This window comes from Enterobacter sp. RHBSTW-00975, assembly GCF_013615235.1.
Taxonomy (GTDB): Bacteria; Pseudomonadota; Gammaproteobacteria; order Enterobacterales; family Enterobacteriaceae; genus Enterobacter; species Enterobacter ludwigii.
In genome coordinates, this window is sequence record NZ_CP055883.1 from 1,145,629 (window position 1) to 1,164,610 (window position 18,982).

Below are 18,982 nucleotides of genomic sequence, written 5' to 3' on the forward strand. Positions count from 1 at the left end.
GGAGCCATCATGCTGACGTTTTTCATCAAACGCCCGCGCTTCGCGATGGTGATTGCGCTGGTGATAACCCTGCTGGGTGCCATCGCGCTGAAGATTATCCCGGTGGAGCAGTACCCGCAGATCACCCCACCGGTGGTGAATGTCTCCGCCAGCTGGCCCGGTGCCAGTTCGGCTGACGTGGCGGAAGCCATTGCCACGCCGCTGGAGACTCAGCTTAACGGCGTGGATCACATGCTCTATATGGAATCCACCAGTTCCGATGAAGGTGCCTACAGCCTGAACATCACATTTGCGGCAGGGACCGATCCGGATCTGGCCGCCATCGACGTGCAAAACCGCGTGGCGCAGGCTGTGGCGCAATTGCCCACCGAGGCGCAGCAAAACGGCGTGCAGGTGCGTAAACGCGCCACCAATCTGATGATGGGGGTAAGCCTTTACTCACCGGACAATACCCACACGCCGCTTTTCGTCAGTAACTACGCCAGCACGCAGGTGCGTGAAGCGCTGGCGCGTTTGCCGGGCGTCGGGCAGGTGCAGATGTTTGGCGCGCGCGACTACAGCATGCGTATCTGGCTGCGTCCGGATCGCATGAACGCCCTGAACGTGACCACCGATGACGTGGCTCAGGCGTTACGCGAGCAGAACGTCCAGGGGGCGGCAGGCCAGGTCGGAACGCCGCCTGTGTTTAACGGCCAGCAGCAAACCCTGACGATTAACGGCCTGGGGCGTTTAAATCAGGCTGAGGACTTTGCAGACATCATTATCCGTGCGGGGGAGATGGGCCAGCTGGTGCGCCTGAAAGATGTTGCCACGATTGAACTGGGGTCGCGCAGCTACAGCTCCGGCGCCCAGCTGAACGGGCATGACTCGGCCTATCTTGGCATCTACCCTACGCCGTCCGCCAATGCCCTGCGCGTAGCCGATGCGGTTCGCGCGGAGCTGGCGCGACTCTCTGCATGCTTCCCGGACGATCTGACCTATGAAGTCAAATTCGATACCACCACCTTTGTCGCCGCGACCATCAAGGAGATTGGTGTCTCGCTGGCGCTGACCCTGCTCGCCGTCGTGGTGGTGGTTTCCTTATTTCTGCAGAGCTGGCGTGCGACGCTGATTGTGGCGCTCGCCATTCCAGTGTCGCTGGTCGGCACCTTTTCGGTGCTCTATACCCTCGGTTATTCGGCCAACACGCTCAGCCTGTTCGCCATTATTCTGGCGCTTACCATGGTGGTGGATGACGCCATTGTGGTGGTGGAGAGCGTTGAAACGCTAATGGCGGAAGGGCAAAGCCGCACGGCGGCTACCGCACAGGCGCTGCGCCAGATTGCCGGGCCGGTGATTGCCACCACCCTGGTGCTGCTGGCGGTGTTTGTGCCGGTGGCGCTGCTGCCGGGGATCGTGGGGGAGTTGTATCGCCAATTCGCGGTCACGCTCTCTACCGCCGTCACGCTCTCAAGCCTGGTGGCGCTGACCCTGACGCCAGCGCTCTGTGCGCTGTTGCTGCGCCCGCGTCCGAAGAAGCCAGCCGCGGTTTACCGCGTTTTCAACCGCGGACTGGATACCACGCGCACCGTTTATACCCGCATCGTTAACTGCATTAACCTCCGTACGTGGCTGGTGCTGCTGGCAACGGCCGGCGCGGCGGGCGTGGTGGTGTTCAGCTTTATGTCGATGCCAAAGGGCTTCCTGCCGCAGGAAGATCAGGGCTACTTCTTCGCCAGCGTGCAACTGCCGGAAGCGGCGTCGCTGGAGCGTACCGAAGCGGTGATGACCACCGCGCGGGAGCTTATCGCCAGACACCCTGCGGTAGAGGATGTGATTCAGGTCTCCGGTTTTAACATTCTCAACGGTACCAGCGCGTCTAACGGCGGGTTTATCTCCATCATGCTGAAGACATGGGGGGAGCGTCCGCCGCTTGATGAGGTGATGGGAACGCTGCAGCGTCAGCTGCTGGCGCTGCCGGAAGCGACCATCATGACCTTCGCCCCGCCGACGTTGCCGGGGTTGGGCAACGCCTCCGGCTTCGACCTGCGTATTCAGGCCCAGGCGGGGCAAAGCCCGGCGGAGCTGGAACGCGTTACCCGCAACGTTCTGATAAAAGCTAACCAGCATCCGCAGCTTAACCGGGTGTTTACCACCTGGAGCAGCAACGTGCCACAGCTGACGCTGACCGTTGATCGTGAGCGCGCTGCCCGCCTCGACGTGCCGGTCTCGCGCATCTTCAGCAGCCTGCAAACCGCCTTTGGCGGCACGCGTGCCGGCGATTTTAGCGTTTACAACCGCGTCTACCACGTGGTGGTACAGAACGAAATGCAGTGGCGCGAGCGTGCCGGGCAAATCAGCGAATTGTTCGTGCGCAGCAATAACGGTGAGCGGGTGCGTCTGAGTAATCTTGTCACGATTACCCCGACCGTTGGCGCACCGTTCCTGCAGCAGTACAACCAGTTCCCGTCGGTGTCAGTGAGCGGGTCGGCGGCAGACGGCGTGAGCAGCAGCACGGCGATGGCCGTGATGAGCGAGCTTCTGGCGGAAAACCTGCCTGCCGGGTACGACTATGCCTGGAGCGGGATGTCTTATCAGGAGCAGCAGACCGGAAATCAGGCCATCTGGATTGTCCTGGCCGCAGTGGTTATGGCGTGGCTGTTCCTTGTCGCGCAGTATGAGAGCTGGACGCTGCCCGCGAGCGTGATGCTCTCAGTCCTGTTCGCCATCGGGGGCGCGCTGGTGTGGCTGTGGATCGCGGGATACGCCAACGATGTGTATGTGCAGATTGGCCTGGTGCTGTTAATCGCGCTGGCGGCCAAGAACGCGATCCTGATCGTCGAGTTTGCCCGCGCACGGCGTCATGAGGGGATGGCGATTGTCGATGCGGCCCGTGAAGGTGCCTCCCGCCGCTTCCGGGCGGTGATGATGACGGCGGTGTCATTTATTATCGGTGTGCTACCGATGATGCTGGCGTCCGGGGCAGGGGCGCAGAGCCGCCGCATCATTGGCACCACGGTGTTCAGCGGGATGCTGGTGGCCACCGTGGTCGGCATTCTGTTTATCCCGGCGCTGTTTGTGCTGTTCCAGCGCCTGCGTGAGTGGGGGCATCGCCTTACGGACTCGTCGCCCACAGCTCGCAATGTTTCTGAACCAGAGAAATAAGCGAACCGCCGTCTGCGATAAAATCGCGCATGCGCTGCGCCTCGCTCTTGCCCTGTTTTAACATCAGGGCTATTTCCTTAATCGCGCTCGTCGCGCCGAGCTTCTCGGCCGACGGCGCAACCTGCTCCAGCAGCCACGCAATATCTTCCGCCACGGTTTTGTGCTCGCCAGTCTGCACGTCCGTCAGAATGCCCTCTAACCCGTAACGACATGCCTGAAAACGGTTAAAGCGGTACAGCAGAAAATCCTTTTCCTGATGCTTATAGGGCCGCGTGGTCAGCAGCCAGTGAGACGTCGCCTGAATCAACCCGGCGATGTTGATCGCGTGGCCGAGCGTCAGCGGTGTATCCATCACCCGCACTTCGACCGTGCCAAAATGCGGGCTGGGGCGAATATCCCAGTGCAAATCTTTAATGCTGTCGATCATGCTGGTGGCGCTCAGACGACGAAACAGCCCTTCGAACTCCTGCCAGTTGTTCACCCACGGCATCTGTCCATTATCCGGAAATCCCGAGAAGATATTGAGTCGCGACGAGGCGAACTTTGTGTCCGTACCCTGCATATAGGGTGAGGACGCCGCCAGAGCAATAAAGTGGGGGACAAAGCGCGACAAACCATGCAGCAGATAAATAGCGTCGTCGCCGGTCCGACACCCGACATGCACGTGCTGGCCGAATACCGTCGCCTGCAAAATCAGATAGCCAAACCGTTCGAGCGTGACGTTATAGCGCTCGTCATCGCACACCTCCTGACGCTGCCACTTCTGGAAAGGGTGCGTCCCACCGCCGCAGATCTGAATATGCTGCTCCGCAGCGGCGCGCAGAATACTTTGCTGCATCACCGAGATTTGTGCGGCGGCCTGATCAATGTTCTGACACACGCCGGTGGCGATTTCGAGCATGCTCTCGGTGATATCGTGCTTCACTTCCCCACCTTTGATGTCGTCTTTGACGGCAGCGATAAGGGCGGAGGAGTCCTGGCTCAGATCGTACCCCGGCGGGTTAACCACCTGCAGTTCAAGTTCAATACCAAGGGTATAAGGTTCAGAGGAATGGAAATCGGGTAATGGCATGGTGCACTCCGTTGTCGTAGATGAAATGAGTATAGACAACGGGTATGGCTCCCACTTCAGGCGGTGGTATAAAGGGACGTGTGGCGGCTATGCTGAACGCCACGGCACACTGATTAGGGCTTTAGCGACCAGGGGAGTTAACAATGTCTGACTATCCAACCATTGCGCTGATTGGACCCGGTGCAATCGGAACCACTATCGCTGCGGTGCTGCATGAGACAGGCCGCACGCCGCAACTGTGCGGACGTACCGCACATCCGCAATTACGTTTGCGGCACGATGAGGGTGAAATCGTGGTACCCGGTCCGGTATTAACCGATCCGACGGTCATCGATCGTCCGTACGATCTGGTTTTTATCGCAGTGAAAACGACCCAGAACGCCGACAGCGCGGGATGGCTGAACGCGCTGTGCGATGAAAACACGGTGGTTTGCGCGTTGCAAAACGGCGTCGAGCAAAAGGCCCAGCTGGCACCGTGGGTCAATGGCGCGACGGTACTGCCGTCGGTGGTCTGGTTTCCGGCGCAGCGTGAGCCGGATGCCTCCGTCTGGCTGCGCGCCAGTCCGCGGTTGACGCTGCCGGATGTGCCGCAGGCAAAACGGGTGGCTGATGCGCTGAACGGCACGCGCTGCGCGGTAGACTTGTCGGCAGATTTTCTTACCGTCGCATGGCGCAAGCTGCTGCAAAATGCGGTTGCAGGCCTGATGGTGCTTGCGAATCGTCGTGCCGGGATGTTCTCCCGTGAGGATATCAGCGAGCTGGCGCTGGCGTATTTGCGCGAGGGGCTTGCCGTGGCCCGAGCAGAAGGCGCGGTGCTGCACGATGACGTTGCGCAGGAGATCCTGGCGAATTTCCAGCGCGCACCTGCCGATTTAGGCACGTCTATCCTGGCCGATCGTCAGGCCAACCGTCCCATGGAGTGGGATATCCGCAACGGCGTGATCCAGCGCTATGGTCGTGCTCACGGTATTCCCGTTCCGATTAGCGATGTGCTGGTTCCCCTGCTTGCTGCAGGCAGCGAAGGGCCGGGTTAACGGCCGCTGACTTTTCGTTCGGCAAAATAGTGCGCGGGCGTGGTGCCCATGGCTTTCCTGAACATGGTGATAAACGCATTCACGGATTCATACCCAAGCGTTGTCGCCACGTTCTGGACCGGGACACCGCTTGCCAGCTCCTGCAGAGCAATAATCAACTGCAGCTGCTGACGCCAGCGGCCAAAGCTCAGCCCGGTCTCGCGCGCCATCAAACGCGCAAAGGAGCGCTCGCTCAGCGCCAGCCGTTTCGCCCATGCTTTCAGGGTGCTTCTGTCGTCAGGATGGCTGACCAGCGCGTCGGCCATGGCGCGAATTTTGGGATGGGCTGAAACGGGCAGGCTCAGCTTCTGCTGCGGCATGCTGGCGAGCTCATCAAGCGTCACTCTGGTCAGCCGCGCGGCATGGCTCTCTGGCGGATAATCAACGCGTTCATGTGTCAAACGGTCAACCAGCGCTTTGATTAACGGGGAAATGGCCAGCGTGCAGCATTTCTCCGGCAGCGCGGCGGCACCGGGCTCAATAAACAGATAGTTGAGATGAGCATTCCAGGTCGCTTTGGCGCTGTGTGCGATCCCGCCAGGGATCCAGACGGCACAGTCTGGCGGCACGATCCAGATATCATTTTCCGCATGACAAATCACCGCGCCATACAAAGCAATAATCAGCTGCCCCTTACGGTGGGTGTGCACCGGCACTTCCGCGGCGTACTCCACGAAATCCAGATGTCGGGCTACGGCCGGGCATGCGGTGGCGTCAGGGTCGAAGAGCGTATTGGCAAGTTGAGGTTTCACGTTTCTGGCAACATTTAGGTATTTTTTGACATAATAGAGTATTTAAGCGGGTTCGCAAGCCAGTAATAATTCTGGCATGAACATATTAAACGCTTTTCATTTTCATTCGTGGCGCGCCATGCGTGAGCGCTTATCTCCCGTGCTGCGTAACGATGCCAGCGCGCTGCTCTATTCCGCGAGAAGTTTTGCAGCGGCGATGCTCGCTTACTCCATTGCGCTGTCGATAGGCCTCGAACGTCCATCGTGGGCCATTATTACCGTCTATATCGTTTCGCAGACGTCGGTGGGGGCCTCGCTGAGCAGAAGTCTCTATCGTCTGGCCGGCACCGTTGTGGGGGCCTGCGCCACCGTTGCGATCGTGCCTGACTTCGTCAATATGCCGATCCTCTGCAGCGTGATACTGTCGGGCTGGATCACGTTCTGCCTCTATTTATCTCTGCTGGAGCGCACCCCGCGGGCGTATGCCTTTGTGCTGGCCGGGTACACTGCGAGCCTGATTGGTTTTCCTGCGGTATCCGACCCCGGCGGGATTTTTAATATCGCTATTATCCGTGTGCAGGAGATTGTCATTGGGATCTTCTGCGCGGCGCTGATACATCGCTATGTGTTACCCGCGCGTATCTCCGGCCTGTTCAACAGTAAGTTATCGCAAACCCTGCGCGCCGCGCGTGATCGGGTGGCTGACACCCTCGCAGGCAAACCCGTCGCGGTTTCAGACCCGCTGCATCTGGCGCTGGCGCTGCAGTTTCTGCAGGGTATAAGCCACCATATTCCGTATGATTTTGCCCTGTCTGCTCCGGTGCGGCAGGGCAGAAAGGCTATCCATGACCGACTGGCGCGGCTGGTCATCGTCAACTGTGAATTACGCGATCGCTTACCGGCGACGGTGCCTGTCGGGTTGCAGGTATTGCTCGACGACGTTCAGGCCTGGCTGGGGGATGAAGATGCTGCACACCACAGCACGGCAGATGCGTTAATAGCACGCAGTGAACAGCTCGCAGAGCGCTACGCTGCACGGGCCCGGACGATGAACAACGCGCTACAGGCCAGTTTTGTCCGTTATCTGACGCAGGCCATTACGCTGTTGCAGCAGTGCGAACGTCTTTCTGATGCCATCCACCATGCGAAGCCCGCCCATGGACTGACGGCAGGCAGGGCAGTTAAAGGGTATGTTTTTCACCGCGATCCTCTTACTGCCGCCCGCACCGCGCTGGGCGCGTTCGCCATCATCCTGAGCGGCTGCCTGGTCTGGATCTTCTCCGCCTGGCCCGATGGCAGCACGGCGGTCTCTATCCTTGGGGTCTGCTGCACGCTGTTTGGCAGTTTCGACACCCCGGCTCCGCACATAGTGAAATACATTATTGGCTCGTTCTGGGGCGTATTGATTAGCCTGCTGTACAGCTTTGCGCTGCTTCCGCAGGTGAGCGATTTCCCCGTGCTGGTGGCCGTGCTGGCGCCGGTATATCTGCTGGCCGGGTCACTTCAGGCACGTCCTCCCACCACGTTTATGGCGATGGGGATCACCCTGACGCTGCCGGTATTGTGCGAGCTGGGTGCCCACTACAGCGGAGACTTTGCCTCGGCGGCCAATACCGCCATTGCGCTGTTTGCCGCAACCGGCTTTGCTGTTATCAGCATGAGCCTGCTGCAAACCGTGCAGGCCGACGCGGCCATCGCACGTCTGCACACGCTGTGCCAGCGCGATATTCGTCGCAGCGTGAAGGGCAAGCTTCTGCTGGATGAGACGCACTGGACCAATCTGATGATTGACCGCGCTGCCCTTTTATTGCCGCGCCTGCAGCGCAGCGGACGTGCCTCAGAGCAGGTGCTTAACCCGCTGCTGCGCGCGCTGCGCATCGGCCTTTCGGTGATGCATTTACGCCGCTGCGATATGCCCGCGAGCAGAGAGATCAGCGCGCGTCTGTATCACCTGAACGACACCGACGCCTTGCGTGAACACATCGCCGACCACATCCGCCTCTGTTTGCCTGCCGCAGATGCACAAACGCGCCAGTTTGTCGGCCATCTGGTGGATTTGCATTGCGCATTACGGAGGACAGACGATGGTCAATGATCTGAATATCGGGGGCGTTTTTATCCCGGGACTGCTTGTCACCGCGCTCGCGGCGCTGGCCTGCACGCTGGCACTCATCGCGCTTTTATCGCTCAGCAGGCTCTACCGTCGTTTGCCTTTTCGCCCGCTGCTGGACGTTTCAACTTATCTGGTCACCTTTTTCCTGCTGATGCAGGGCCTGACCGCGCTGGGGTTATTTAGATGAAATCATTACTTTCTCTGGTCGGTCGCTATGCGCTGACGTTATGTGCCGTCGCGGCGGCCACACTTCTGGCTTTTATGATGTGGAAACATTATGCGCAAACGCCCTGGACCCGCGACGGCCGGGTACGGGCGGATGTGGTACAGATTGCGCCGGACGTATCCGGGCCGGTAATCCGCGTGGCCGTCCGGGATAACCAGTGGGTTAACCGGGGCGATGTGCTCTACGCTATCGACCCGCACTGGCTCACGCTGGCGGTGGCCAGCGCGCAGGCTGAGGTGGAATCCAGACGGCATGAGATGGTGATGCGACAGGATGCCGCCAGACGACGTGCACAGATTAAAGCCGCGATTTCCAGCGAGGATTTACAGCAAACGGGCAGCGCCGCGAACGTCGCGGTGGCGAATTATCACGGTGCGCTGGCTGCGCTGGAGCTGGCCGAGCTTAATTTGTCCCACGCCACCGTACGGGCTCCCGTCTCGGGTTATATCACCCATCTGCGGCTTCGCCCGGGGGACTATGCCACCGCGGGGGAGACTAAGGTCGCCATCGTCGATGCGCACAGTTTCTGGGTGGTGGGGTATTTTGAGGAGACCAAACTTCGCCATATTCGCGTTGGGGACACGGCGCATATCGTGTTGATGGGCTATGAACCGGTGATTGCCGGGCATGTCGAGAGCATCGGCCATGGGATCGGTGATAACAACGATGAGACGGGCGGGCTTGGGCTTCCCGACGTCGAGCCGACGTTTAGCTGGGTGCGGCTGGCGCAGCGCGTCCCGGTGCGCATACATATTGATGCATTGCCGAAGGGGATTGAGCTGGTAGCCGGGTTGTCGGCGAGCGTGGAGGTGGTGCCGGAATGAGGGGCGTCAGCGTACTGAAGGGAAATCCGATAGTGAGCGCTCTTGAGCAAAAAAACCTTACCGCCCGGCAGACAGGCGGTAAGGACAGGCAAAGTGGCATAAAAGAGAGGAAAAATACCTGAAATGAGGGTGATGAAACTGTCTGTCAACGTGCCTTACAGGACGTAGCGCACGCCGAATACAAATTCATTGTTCACCAGGCGTCCACGCAGGTTTTCATCCTGCTGATCACGGGCGTTGACAAAGGTGTTACGGCCGCTTTCGATATTGCCCATATCGACATAACGATAAGTGGCGTACAGGGTCAGATCGTCGATAACTTCATAAGACGCACCTGCACCCACGGAGTAGGTAAAGTTGGTTTGCGTGTTGCCAGCAAACTCGCGGGTGTCATTACCCTGCCAGCCACCCACTTTCACTTTCGCCACACCGGCACCCGCCGTTGCGTACAGGGCGAATTTGTCGGTGATCATAAAGTCACGATAAACGTTGAGCATTGCACGTTCAGAATCAACTTTCATGTGGTTGAAACTGGTCGTAAACGTGGAAGAGCCGCTGGTGAATTCTGTTTTTTCTTTAAACACATATTCCGCTTCGGTACGCCAGTTATTGCCGAACTGATAGCCAGCGGCCACGGAACCGTTCAGCTTGTGCTCTTTTTCGTCCCCGGCCACAAATGAACCGATCCCCGGGCGTTCGCTCAGGTTCATGCTCTTGGCCTTCTGATGGGTGTCAATCAGGTTCAGGGCACCGTAATAGCCTTCTTTTACGTTTTCGGCAGCCAGTACCGGGCCGGAAGCGCACAGTGAAATCACAGAGGCGAATAAAACACGTGGCGTTACGTTCATAATAAGTTCCTTTTTATCTTTCCGATAAATGACAGATAGCTTTACTTATTTCAGCTTTTTAATAGCGTCGAGTGCGCAGGCTTCATCAATATCACCGCTCGGCGCGCCGCCAATACCAATGGCACCGATGGTGGCGTTATTTTCTTTAACCGGTACGCCGCCAGCCAGTAATAAGAAACCCGGGATATCGCCGAGGTTTTTCGCCGCCGGATACTTATTTGAGTTTTCCAGAAGCTGGCTGGTCGCCGCTCCGCTGGACGCAGAGGTAAACGCTTTCTGATAGCTGGCTGTCAGGGTGTGTGGCCCGGCGTTATCCATACGCTGTACCGCACGGGTGAGGCCTGCAGCATCGACAACCGTCACGCTGACGTTATAGCCTTTAGCGCTGCACGATTTAACGGCTTCGCTGGCGAGTACAGATGCCTGTTCCAGAGACAGGGTGGACTGCGTCAATGATTTAGCGTGCGCAGTCATGGTTAATGCTGTGAGCACAGGCAGAATAAGAAATGTCTTTTTCACAAGGAATACCTTTTAATTAATGAGGCGTAAATAATAAAAATAAAACGCCCGTGAGGTTGATCAGCAAGAGCATCAGAATAAGAAAACGCAGTTCTGTTGTAGTGGTCTCAAATAAATTATTTAACATGGCAACCTTCTTTATTTCAAAAACGTTGCCATGGTGACAACGGGGTCACTATATAAATTCCAGGTCAGTGAGATACATGAGGGCAGGATGATAGGCGTGTAAGGGAAGGACTATAGGCGTGTAGTCCTTGTCGGTGAAAAACAGGCCAGGCGCAGGCGCCCGCTCGACAGCGTGTGAGGAAAAGTAAACCTGAGGTTAGCGTGGTGTGGTGAAGGCTGTAATCGCCTGATTCAGCGCCGCGATGTCCCTGAGCAGGGCCTGGAGGCGGGGCACAATGTCAGACTCGACGGGCAACGTTGTCCCTTCGCATGCCTTTTCAAGACTGCGACACTGCTGCGCTATCGCAGTTGCGCCAATGATATCGGCGGCACCGGCCAGGCGATGTACGTGATACGCCAGCGCTGGCCAGTCGCCCTGACGGGCCAGCGTAAGGCAGGGTTGCATGTCGCGTTGGTTTTCATCCCGCGTGGCATTCAGCAGGGTGAACAATAAGGTATTGTCCTCGCCGGTTAACGACCGAAGATTGTCCACATGGATAAACTGGCCGAGGCCTTCCGGGTCAGCAAGTTTTGTGGTCGCCTCTTTTGGGGACACGCGCTGTAGACCCGCCTCCAGTTGCTTCAGATTGAGCGGTTTGAAAAGGCAGTCGTCCATACCTGCGGCAATACAGCGACTACGCTCTTCGGGCTGAGCATTAGCGGTGAGACCAAGGATAATTAACGGTTTTTGCTGCCGTTCCCGTAACAGCCGGGTGAGGGTTAGCCCGTCCATCACCGGCATATTACAATCGGTGATGACCATATCAACCTGCTGTTCGCTCCAGCGCACAAGGGCTTGTTCGCCGTTTTCTGCCTCGACAACCTCATACCCCAGGCGGATCAATTGCTGCCTGAGCAGGAGCCGGCTTGCCGGGTGATCGTCTACAGTCAGTATGCGTAGCGGGCGTGCCGCCGAAGGGGATTCCGTCACATTTTTCCCTTTAAGACCCGGTGTTGGCTCATTCTATTTTGTTGCGCAGGGCAAAATCATAAATGTCTTTCGGGCTTTTAAGATCGAGCTTTTTCATCAGGCGGCTTTTATAGGTGCTGACCGTTTTATCACTGATCATCATTTCCCCGGCGATATCGACAATCCGGCTTCCTTTTGCCAGAAAATGCAGAACCTGCAGTTCCTTATCCGACAGACTGGCAATATTCCCTTTGTCATCCAGCGGAATATCCTCTGCGGCAATCTGGCGGGCGCGGTTAATCGGGAAAAAACCATAGCCACTTTTGATTGCACGGATAGCGTCATGAAGTTCCGTCAGATTATTGCGCTTGCTAATAAACCCATCGGCGCCCGCACCGGCACAACGCTTAATATAATGATCGTCATCCTTACCCGTCAGAACCAGGATCCCGCCTTTAAAATCATTCGCACGGAGTCGCTGAACAACGTTAATCCCATTGATTGTAGGAATATCGATATCGACAATAACCAAATCCGGAAGTAACTGACGTGCCTGTTGTAATGCCTTAAGGCCATCATCAGTCTCGCCGATCACCGTCATCCCGTCTTTTTCCAGCAACATTCTCACCGCCAGACGGGCAACCGGGTGGTCATCCACGATTAATACGCTATTCATTTTATCATCCTGGTTCAAAGGGCTTTGCCTGATGAACACAGGCATGAATATTATGCATAACTATACCATATCTGCAACGATATTACCCGCCGGTCAATAAGCGGAAAATAGCGCTATTTCAATGACATGAAAATTAGAGAGGTGGATTTTTCTGGCATATTTGCTCGGCAGGAACGACGGGATAATCCTTTTTATATTGGCCCAAAAGTACCGTTTTTCGTTCTTCAGGTGACTCCTGTCTTTTGCGTCAATACGAAATAATGCCTCCCGAACACAATACAGAGGGAGTTCTTGTTATGAAAACGATTTTCCGTACCGCACTGTTGGTGAGCATGATGAGCGCCTTTTCCAGCCAGGCCACCGCACAGGAGACAAATCAGGTGAATACAAAAACAATTCGCGCGATGTCAGGCGCTGTTGCTACGACGTCTTTATCCGCATCTGAAACCGCGTTAATTGTGGTGGATATTCAGAATGAATATTACGCAGGTCAGGACTTCCGTGGCCGGATGGTTATCCCGGATGGCGCGGATGTGCTGTTGAAAAACAAAAAGCTTGTCGAGTATGCACACCAAAAAGGGATGCCGGTCTACTTTGTGCGCCACATAACAAAAAATAGCCCGCAGCAAAACGGTACTCCGCTGTTCGCTGAGAATTCCGTATTTGCCCAGTTCCATAAGGATCTGCAGCCGACTGCGCAGGACACCATTATTACCAAGGAGACCCCGAGCGCTTTCGTGGGCACCGATCTGGATGCCCGCTTAAAGAAACAGGGAATTAAAAAGGTCATCGTGGCGGGTCTGATGACGCATATGTGTATCTCATCGACTGCACGTGATGCTGTACCGCTGGGTTATAGCGTGATTATTCCGGAAGATGCGACAGCCACGCGCGATCTGGATGACGGGAAGGGTGGCGTGGTGGATCACGACACGCTGCAGCGTGCAGCGCTGGCAGGCGTCGCGGATGTCTTTGCTGAAATCATGACCACGGATCAGGTGATGGCGCTGGCGGTGGAAAAATAAGACCGAACTGAAACCCCTGTGGCCAGCCAGCCCTCTATACTGGCTGGCTTACGGAGGCGGTCATGACATTGAAAATTGGTATCGTAGTCTTTGAAGGCATTATTCCTTTTCACCTTTCGGTGCCTTATGCCGTGTTTGAGAAAGCACTGACGCCGCAGGGTGACGCCCTGTGCCAGCTCGTGGTTTGTGCCACTACACCCGGCGCGCTTAAAACCAATGCCGGTTTTTCCATCGTGGTCGAGCGAGGTCTGGATGCGTTAGCCGGGATGGATATGGTGATTGTGCCAGGCTGGGATGTGCCCGAGCATGCACCGGAGCCTGAACTGTTAACGGCGTTACAAAACGCGCATGCGGCCGGGTCCCGCATTGTTGGGTTGTGTATGGGCACGTTCGTGGTGGCCGCCGCAGGCCTGCTGGAAAACCGTCCGGCAACGACACACTGGCGATGGGCGGCGGACTTTCAGCGTCTTTATCCTTCCGTGCAGATGGATAAAGATGTGCTTTACATTGATGATGGCGATGTTGTGACGTCAGCAGGAACGGCAGCCAGTATCGACTGCTGTTTGCATCTGGTTCGACAGGCGTGGGGTGCGGATGTCGCCAACCGCGTGGCGCGCTTGCTGGTGGTGCCGCCTCATCGTCAGGGCGGGCAGCGGCAGTTTGTGGAGCTGCCTGTGCAGAATACGCGTCGTGGAGATAATTTCACCGACGCGCTGGCCTGGGCAACAGAGAATTTACAGCTCGCCATCACGCTGGACTGCGTGGCGGAGAAAGCCTGCATGAGCCGTCGGAGCTTTACCCGCCGCTTTCAGCAAACGACGGGGGAACGTTTTTCAAACTGGCTTTTGAACCAGCGCATTCTCGTTGCCCAGCGCTTTCTTGAAAAAACCGATCGGCCAGTGGAAGATATTGCCGAACGCGTCGGCTTCCCTTCCACGACCTCTTTACGGCGCCACTTTCAAAAGCAGCTTAATACCTCACCTTCCCGCTATCGTCGCGAGTTTCGTGGTCGTTAGTCATTTCCCGGCGTCATTTCTGTTCAATAGAGATAATTACGTTTTGCCAGATCCACCAGTTCAGTCAATTTGGATATTTTAAATTTCAGCATGATGCGCTTTTTATAAGCGCTGACGCGTTTATTATTTATATTCATTATGCCGGCAATGACCTGATTGCTGTAGCCGGCAGAAATGTAGCGCAAGATACAGATGTCAGTATGGGATAGCGATAACAACAACGAGGCGTCTCGCGGGTATTTTGTCCGGTGCAGCCTCAGTTCATTGCCATAACAGAACTGGCCGGATGCGACTTTATTGACAGTCCGGACGAGGTTGTCCAGCGTACTGCTTTTATTCAGATAGCCGGCAGCCCCCGCCTTCCTGCTAAGCTGAATGTGAAAATCACTGGATGATGAGGATAAAATCATTACCTGTGTATCAGGGATATTTTTTATTAACTGAGCCAGAGAAGAAAACACGTCTGGCTGTTGTTGCAGATGCTCCATTATTATCAAGTCGGCGTTGAACAACGAATGTTTGTCCAGCAATTCTTCCATTGTGCCAAACTGCGCAACAATCTGATGACCATGTTCTGATAATAAGCCCTGGAGTCCAGCGCGAAGCAGTGGGCTGGCGTCCATGACAATCACTTTTTTGCCTGACATTCCTGGTTGTCCTGAATCGGGAAAGGAAAAATTTATTCTCTATCCCGTCAATGCAAATTTGGCTAAGACTTGTCTTTAACTGAGACTTTATTTTCCCCCTCAGCGCTGCCCTGCCTGGCCTGCCAAATAACGGACCCTTCCTTTTATTACGTCTCCTTGCAACCTTAACCCGGTCGTTTGCGACAGGTCTTATTAAGACTCCGTCGCTCTGACAGGAAGATAGCGTCAGCCAGGGAAAGAATCCGGTAATGACTCCAACTTACTGATAGTGTTTTATGTTCAGATAATGCCCGATGACTTTGTCATGCAGCTCCACCGATTTTGAGAACGACAGTGACTTCCTGCCCAGCCTTGCCAGATGCTGCCTCAGATTCAGGTTATGCCGCTCAATGCGCTGCGTATATCGCTTGCTGATAACGTGCAGTTCTCCCTTCAGGCGTGATTCATACAGCGGCCAGCCATCCGTCATCCATACCACGACCTCAAAGGCCGACAGCAGGCTCAGAAGACGCTCCAGCGTGGCCAACGTGCGTTCACCGAATACGTGCGCCACAACCGTCCTCCGTATCCTGTCATACGCGTAAAACAACCAGCGCTGGCGTGATTTAGCGCCGACGTAACCCCACTGTTCGTCCATTTCCGCGCAAACAATGACGTCACTGCCCGGTTGTATGCGTGAGTTTACCGACTGCGGCCTGAGTTTTTTAAGTGTCGTAAAATCGTGTTGAGGCCAACGCCCATAATGCGTGCACTGGCGCGACATCCGACGCCATTCATGGCCATATCAATAATTTTCTGGTGTGTACCGGGCTGAGAGGCGGTGTAAGTGAACTGTAGCTGCCATGTTTGACGGCAGTGAGAGCAGAGATAGCGCTGATGTCCGGCAGAACTTTTACCGTTACGCACCACGCCTTCAGTAGCTGAGCAGGAGGGACAACTGATGGAGATGGAAGCCACGGGAGCACCTCAAAAACACCATCATACACTAAATCAGTAAGTTGGCACCATTACCGCCCACGTATTAGTGTAAATGTTAAGATATTTAAAGTGTCATTATTTATAATTGCCTATGAATACTAAGTTCTTAACTCAAAGGAAAATGGGATTTATATCAAAAAAAATATTCTTTTTTTTAATTCTATTTACTACATCCCTCATTGCCATAGATAAAAATGTGACCTGCACCAATTTATTTTTGTCAATCCAGTGTTTGTAAAGCTCGTTTTCATTACCAAAATCAGCCCCCCTGAACGAGGATCAACCAACCTCCTGCTAAAACCACCCACAACCCGCAACACCGCCCGTAAAACGCAATGCCCCTGATCTCTCCGCATCACACTACACTTATCCCTTAAAGCCAAACCTGACTCAGGGAGTCATGTATGTCTGCGGAGAATTTATCCCAAATGGGTGCGGCAAAAGTGCAGCGTTTGGTGGATCAATATGGTCAGCAAGTCATAGATAAATGCCCTGTTAGCCCTGTGGAATACGCTTTCTACGAGTATGCGGCGAAAGAGCTCAACAGCAGGGGAATCAAAACCCCGACGCTGTTGTCTGCCGATCCACATCTACGCCGGTTAAGGCTGGAATATATCCCTGGAAAAGTGTCTCAGGATGAGGTGTCGGGGGATGACATATTGAAATGCCTTTCTCATCTTCATTGCACTCCACCAGACCCAACCTGGGTGTATCACCCTCATTCCTGGTCCGAGAAAGCGCTTGAAAAATCACTGGCGCTTTTGAAATTACCGGACCGCGCGGCCCACCAGATGCGCTGTTTTCAGCAAGCGGGCAGCGTTTTGTTTCGGCAGAAATGTTTAATCTCAGGGGATACCAATGCCGGTAACTGGGGGAGGAGAGAAAATGGAGAGTGGGTTCTCTTTGACTGGGAAAGGTTTGGCACGGGCAGTCCGGCTATCGACCTCGCCCCGCTGGTAAAGGGGATGGGCTCCAGGCAAAGCATTTTACAGCTTGCGGAGCGTTACAGCGTGCATTATCCGCATATGCCTGCCCGACAGTTAGCGACGGAAATAACCCTTGCTAAAGCATGGATTGTGTCAGAGGTGGTGTCCCTGCTCTATGATCGAAATAAAACAGATTTTGAGCTGTACCTGAACTGGTACAGAGAAACGCTTCCCGGCTGGCTGGACGAGGCTATCTCAGTACTTTAACCCTTCGTCTGCATGAGTTTTTTATATTATTAAGGCCGAAATTCTGGCTCACAGACCAGCTGAATTTCGGCCCTTAAGCTCTGGCCTTAGTGCGCCGTGATATACGGCTCTTTCACGAACTCCGCCAGCAGCCAGACCATATCATGTAGCAGACCGGTCAGCTCTTTTGCCACGTTTGCAGGCAATGTCCCGCCCATTACCGCCTGCGTTAACGCCAGCGCATAGTCCACCTGGAGCGACGTATCCTGCCAGCAGTCCGGAACGCAGGAGACAATCTTCTCTCCTGCAATCAGCTGTTCGACCAGATAAGGCGGGAGGGCAGAATCACAACGCGCGCGAAGGCGTTTAAGGACTGCCAGCAAACGCGTGCACAGTGTTGCATGGGTGACCGCATCGTCAGTTTCTACCAGCACGCTTACATACGCGGTGCAGGCATCGGCCAGTTCGAAGAGATCTGCAGATTCAGGCAGTTGTAGATGAAGCAGATGGTGTATAGCGCTTTCTTCAGAGAGTGCGTAAGACAGGGAAGGGACAGTTGTCATGTGATTTTCCATTTTAAAAAAAACTCCAGACCATCCAATAAGTTCCTACGCTCATGGGTGGTAGCGCTGACGGAGGTAGGAATACCGCACACGACAAAAACGGCCAACCTTTCGGTTGCTCCGCCAGCGCGACCGTAGTGTAACGGGATGAGCGCTGCCGCGACAAAATAATTGTCGTATCGTGATATGCGGGTTCCTACGCCCGGTTGCGGATGTGCCGCAACGCAGGCACTTTACGGCCAGGAGGAGAGTAAGAAAAGCAGTAACCCTGAATTACACAGGGTTACTTGCAGGTTTGCGAGGCGGCTTCCAGAAAGGCCTTAGCGGGCGCAAGCAACGCCGCGCCATTACCCTTCACTCAGCATCGCCAGAAACCGTTTCACCGTCCGCGAACGTTCAAAACGCCGCCAGCACAGCGCGATATCGGTATAAAGCTCCGGTGATGTCAGCGCATGGTAGGTCACATTGGGAGGCGAAATGGCGGCCATCGACTTCGGCACCAGGGCGAACCCGCCGCCAGCGGACACCATACTCAGGGAAGAGGAAAGTTGCGAAGACTGCAGCGTGTGCTGCACGTCAATTCCGGCCCGCTCGCAGCAGCCGTAAACGCGATCGTACAGCCCTGGCGCGACCTCCTGCGGGAACAAAACGACCGGCGTATCACGAAGCTGTTCCAGCGCCAGCGATCCACACTTCGCCAGTGGATGGTCGCGATGCAGCGCCACAACCATCGGCTCACGGTCGAGAATTTTTAGCTCAAACGCTTTGCTGCTCTCACACGGCAGACGCACAAACGCGATATCCAGCTCACCCTCCGCCAGCATCGCCGTCAGCGAAGACATATTGGCTTCCACCTGGTGCACTCTCACCGCCATGTTCTGCAGCTGATACTGGCGAATAAGGGTGAAGATTTTGGGGTGAAAGGCGTCTGAACTGGTGATCCCAATCGACAGACTGCCGTTCAGCCCGCGGGCAATGCCCCGGGCTTTCTCCAGCGCGGCGTCGCTCAGCGCCAGGATCTTACAGGCGTCCTCATAGAAGGCTTCTCCCGCTTCAGTCAGCTCCACGCCTCGCGTCAGGCGTCTGAATAACGGCGTGCCCACTTCTTCCTCGAGCCGTTTAATCTGCTGACTCAGAGGAGGCTGTGAAATACCCAGCGCTTTGGCCGCTTTGGTGAAGTGTCGCTCACGTGCAACGGCGACAAAATACCGCAGATAACGAAGTTCCATATCAAAAACGTCTCAAACCAGCATGGATTCTATATTGGAACTCTATGCTGA

General features: G+C 55.6%; 18 protein-coding genes. 8 read left to right on the plus strand and 10 right to left on the minus strand.

Annotated features, from left to right (window positions below; genetic code table 11):
• Nucleotides 1-9 precede the first annotated feature (9 nt).
• Complete coding sequence (locus HV340_RS05535) at nucleotides 10-3,144, plus strand: efflux RND transporter permease subunit (RefSeq protein ID WP_181216359.1); 3,135 nt, start codon at nucleotides 10-12, stop codon at nucleotides 3,142-3,144.
• Here the strand turns inward: HV340_RS05535 and HV340_RS05540 are convergent.
• Nucleotides 3,095-4,216, minus strand: a complete 1,122-nt coding sequence (locus HV340_RS05540; RefSeq protein WP_025204771.1) for a YbdK family carboxylate-amine ligase — start codon at nucleotides 4,214-4,216, stop codon at nucleotides 3,095-3,097. The two genes, HV340_RS05535 and HV340_RS05540, sit on opposite strands and share 50 nt — an antisense overlap.
• Nucleotides 4,217-4,359: 143 nt before the next feature.
• Between HV340_RS05540 and HV340_RS05545 the strand changes: the two genes are divergently transcribed.
• Nucleotides 4,360-5,250 (plus strand): oxidoreductase, encoded by an 891-nt coding sequence (locus HV340_RS05545; RefSeq protein WP_181216360.1) that lies wholly within the window; start codon nucleotides 4,360-4,362, stop codon nucleotides 5,248-5,250.
• On the opposite strand, the gene HV340_RS05550 is transcribed toward HV340_RS05545, so the two are convergent.
• Complete coding sequence (locus tag HV340_RS05550; RefSeq protein WP_025204769.1) at nucleotides 5,247-6,041, minus strand: helix-turn-helix transcriptional regulator; 795 nt, start codon at nucleotides 6,039-6,041, stop codon at nucleotides 5,247-5,249. The two genes, HV340_RS05545 and HV340_RS05550, sit on opposite strands and share 4 nt — an antisense overlap.
• 118 nt (nucleotides 6,042-6,159) lie before the next feature.
• Between HV340_RS05550 and HV340_RS05555 the strand changes: the two genes are divergently transcribed.
• Genes HV340_RS05555 through HV340_RS05565 form a run of 3 tightly spaced genes read left to right on the plus strand, consistent with a single transcriptional unit; the run spans nucleotide 6,160 to nucleotide 9,183 of the window.
• Nucleotides 6,160-8,115, plus strand: coding sequence for an FUSC family protein (locus HV340_RS05555; RefSeq protein WP_249415714.1), 1,956 nt, complete (start codon nucleotides 6,160-6,162; stop codon nucleotides 8,113-8,115).
• Complete coding sequence (locus HV340_RS05560) at nucleotides 8,105-8,320, plus strand: DUF1656 domain-containing protein (RefSeq protein WP_020885123.1); 216 nt, start codon at nucleotides 8,105-8,107, stop codon at nucleotides 8,318-8,320. The genes HV340_RS05555 and HV340_RS05560 overlap by 11 nt, the downstream gene beginning before the upstream one ends.
• A complete protein-coding gene (locus HV340_RS05565; RefSeq protein WP_047357044.1) occupies nucleotides 8,317-9,183 on the plus strand; it encodes an HlyD family secretion protein in 867 nt (288 codons plus the stop codon). Before HV340_RS05560 ends, HV340_RS05565 begins: the two co-directional genes overlap by 4 nt.
• A gap of 155 nt (nucleotides 9,184-9,338) precedes the next feature.
• Here the strand turns inward: HV340_RS05565 and HV340_RS05570 are convergent, their stop codons facing one another.
• The 4 genes from HV340_RS05570 to HV340_RS05585 form a co-directional block, all read right to left on the minus strand.
• Nucleotides 9,339-10,031 (minus strand): outer membrane beta-barrel protein, encoded by a 693-nt coding sequence (locus HV340_RS05570; protein ID WP_181216362.1) that lies wholly within the window; start codon nucleotides 10,029-10,031, stop codon nucleotides 9,339-9,341.
• Between the two features lie 45 nt (nucleotides 10,032-10,076).
• Nucleotides 10,077-10,550 (minus strand): heme-binding protein, encoded by a 474-nt coding sequence (locus HV340_RS05575; protein WP_020885120.1) that lies wholly within the window; start codon nucleotides 10,548-10,550, stop codon nucleotides 10,077-10,079.
• A 322-nt stretch (nucleotides 10,551-10,872) separates the two neighbouring features.
• Nucleotides 10,873-11,646, minus strand: coding sequence for a response regulator (locus HV340_RS05580; protein ID WP_181216363.1), 774 nt, complete (start codon nucleotides 11,644-11,646; stop codon nucleotides 10,873-10,875).
• A 28-nt stretch (nucleotides 11,647-11,674) separates the two neighbouring features.
• A complete protein-coding gene (locus tag HV340_RS05585) occupies nucleotides 11,675-12,301 on the minus strand; it encodes a response regulator (protein ID WP_032681506.1) in 627 nt (208 codons plus the stop codon).
• 296 nt (nucleotides 12,302-12,597) lie between these two features.
• Here HV340_RS05585 and HV340_RS05590 point away from each other — a divergent pair, with 296 nt between their 5' ends.
• A complete protein-coding gene (locus HV340_RS05590) occupies nucleotides 12,598-13,326 on the plus strand; it encodes a cysteine hydrolase family protein (protein ID WP_025204764.1) in 729 nt (242 codons plus the stop codon).
• 62 nt (nucleotides 13,327-13,388) lie between these two features.
• Nucleotides 13,389-14,342: a helix-turn-helix domain-containing protein gene (locus tag HV340_RS05595; RefSeq protein ID WP_047357046.1), complete on the plus strand. Its 954-nt coding sequence runs from the start codon at nucleotides 13,389-13,391 to the stop codon at nucleotides 14,340-14,342.
• A 23-nt stretch (nucleotides 14,343-14,365) separates the two neighbouring features.
• Here HV340_RS05595 and HV340_RS05600 read toward each other — a convergent pair whose 3' ends face one another.
• Both HV340_RS05600 and HV340_RS05605 read right to left on the minus strand, forming a co-directional pair.
• A complete protein-coding gene (locus tag HV340_RS05600; protein ID WP_032681503.1) occupies nucleotides 14,366-14,989 on the minus strand; it encodes a response regulator transcription factor in 624 nt (207 codons plus the stop codon).
• A 259-nt stretch (nucleotides 14,990-15,248) separates the two neighbouring features.
• Nucleotides 15,249-15,946 (minus strand): IS1 family transposase gene (locus HV340_RS05605; RefSeq protein ID WP_226778077.1). Its coding sequence is split into 2 segments (ribosomal slippage): nucleotides 15,249-15,697 and nucleotides 15,697-15,946, totalling 699 coding nucleotides; the frame shifts between segments, so codons are not numbered across the junction.
• Between the two features lie 425 nt (nucleotides 15,947-16,371).
• On the opposite strand from HV340_RS05605, the gene HV340_RS05610 reads away from it, so the two are divergent.
• Complete coding sequence (locus tag HV340_RS05610; RefSeq protein ID WP_059306367.1) at nucleotides 16,372-17,160, plus strand: phosphotransferase; 789 nt, start codon at nucleotides 16,372-16,374, stop codon at nucleotides 17,158-17,160.
• Nucleotides 17,161-17,246: 86 nt separating this feature from the next.
• Here the strand turns inward: HV340_RS05610 and HV340_RS05615 are convergent, their stop codons facing one another.
• The gene (locus HV340_RS05615; RefSeq protein ID WP_059306366.1) at nucleotides 17,247-17,702 is read right to left on the minus strand and encodes a hypothetical protein; all 456 of its coding nucleotides are present in this window, start codon (nucleotides 17,700-17,702) and stop codon (nucleotides 17,247-17,249) included.
• 347 nt (nucleotides 17,703-18,049) lie between these two features.
• On the minus strand, nucleotides 18,050-18,931 hold the full coding sequence (locus HV340_RS05620; protein WP_014169049.1) for a LysR family transcriptional regulator: 882 nt from the start codon (nucleotides 18,929-18,931) through the stop codon (nucleotides 18,050-18,052).
• Between the last annotated feature and the right edge of the window lie 51 nt (nucleotides 18,932-18,982).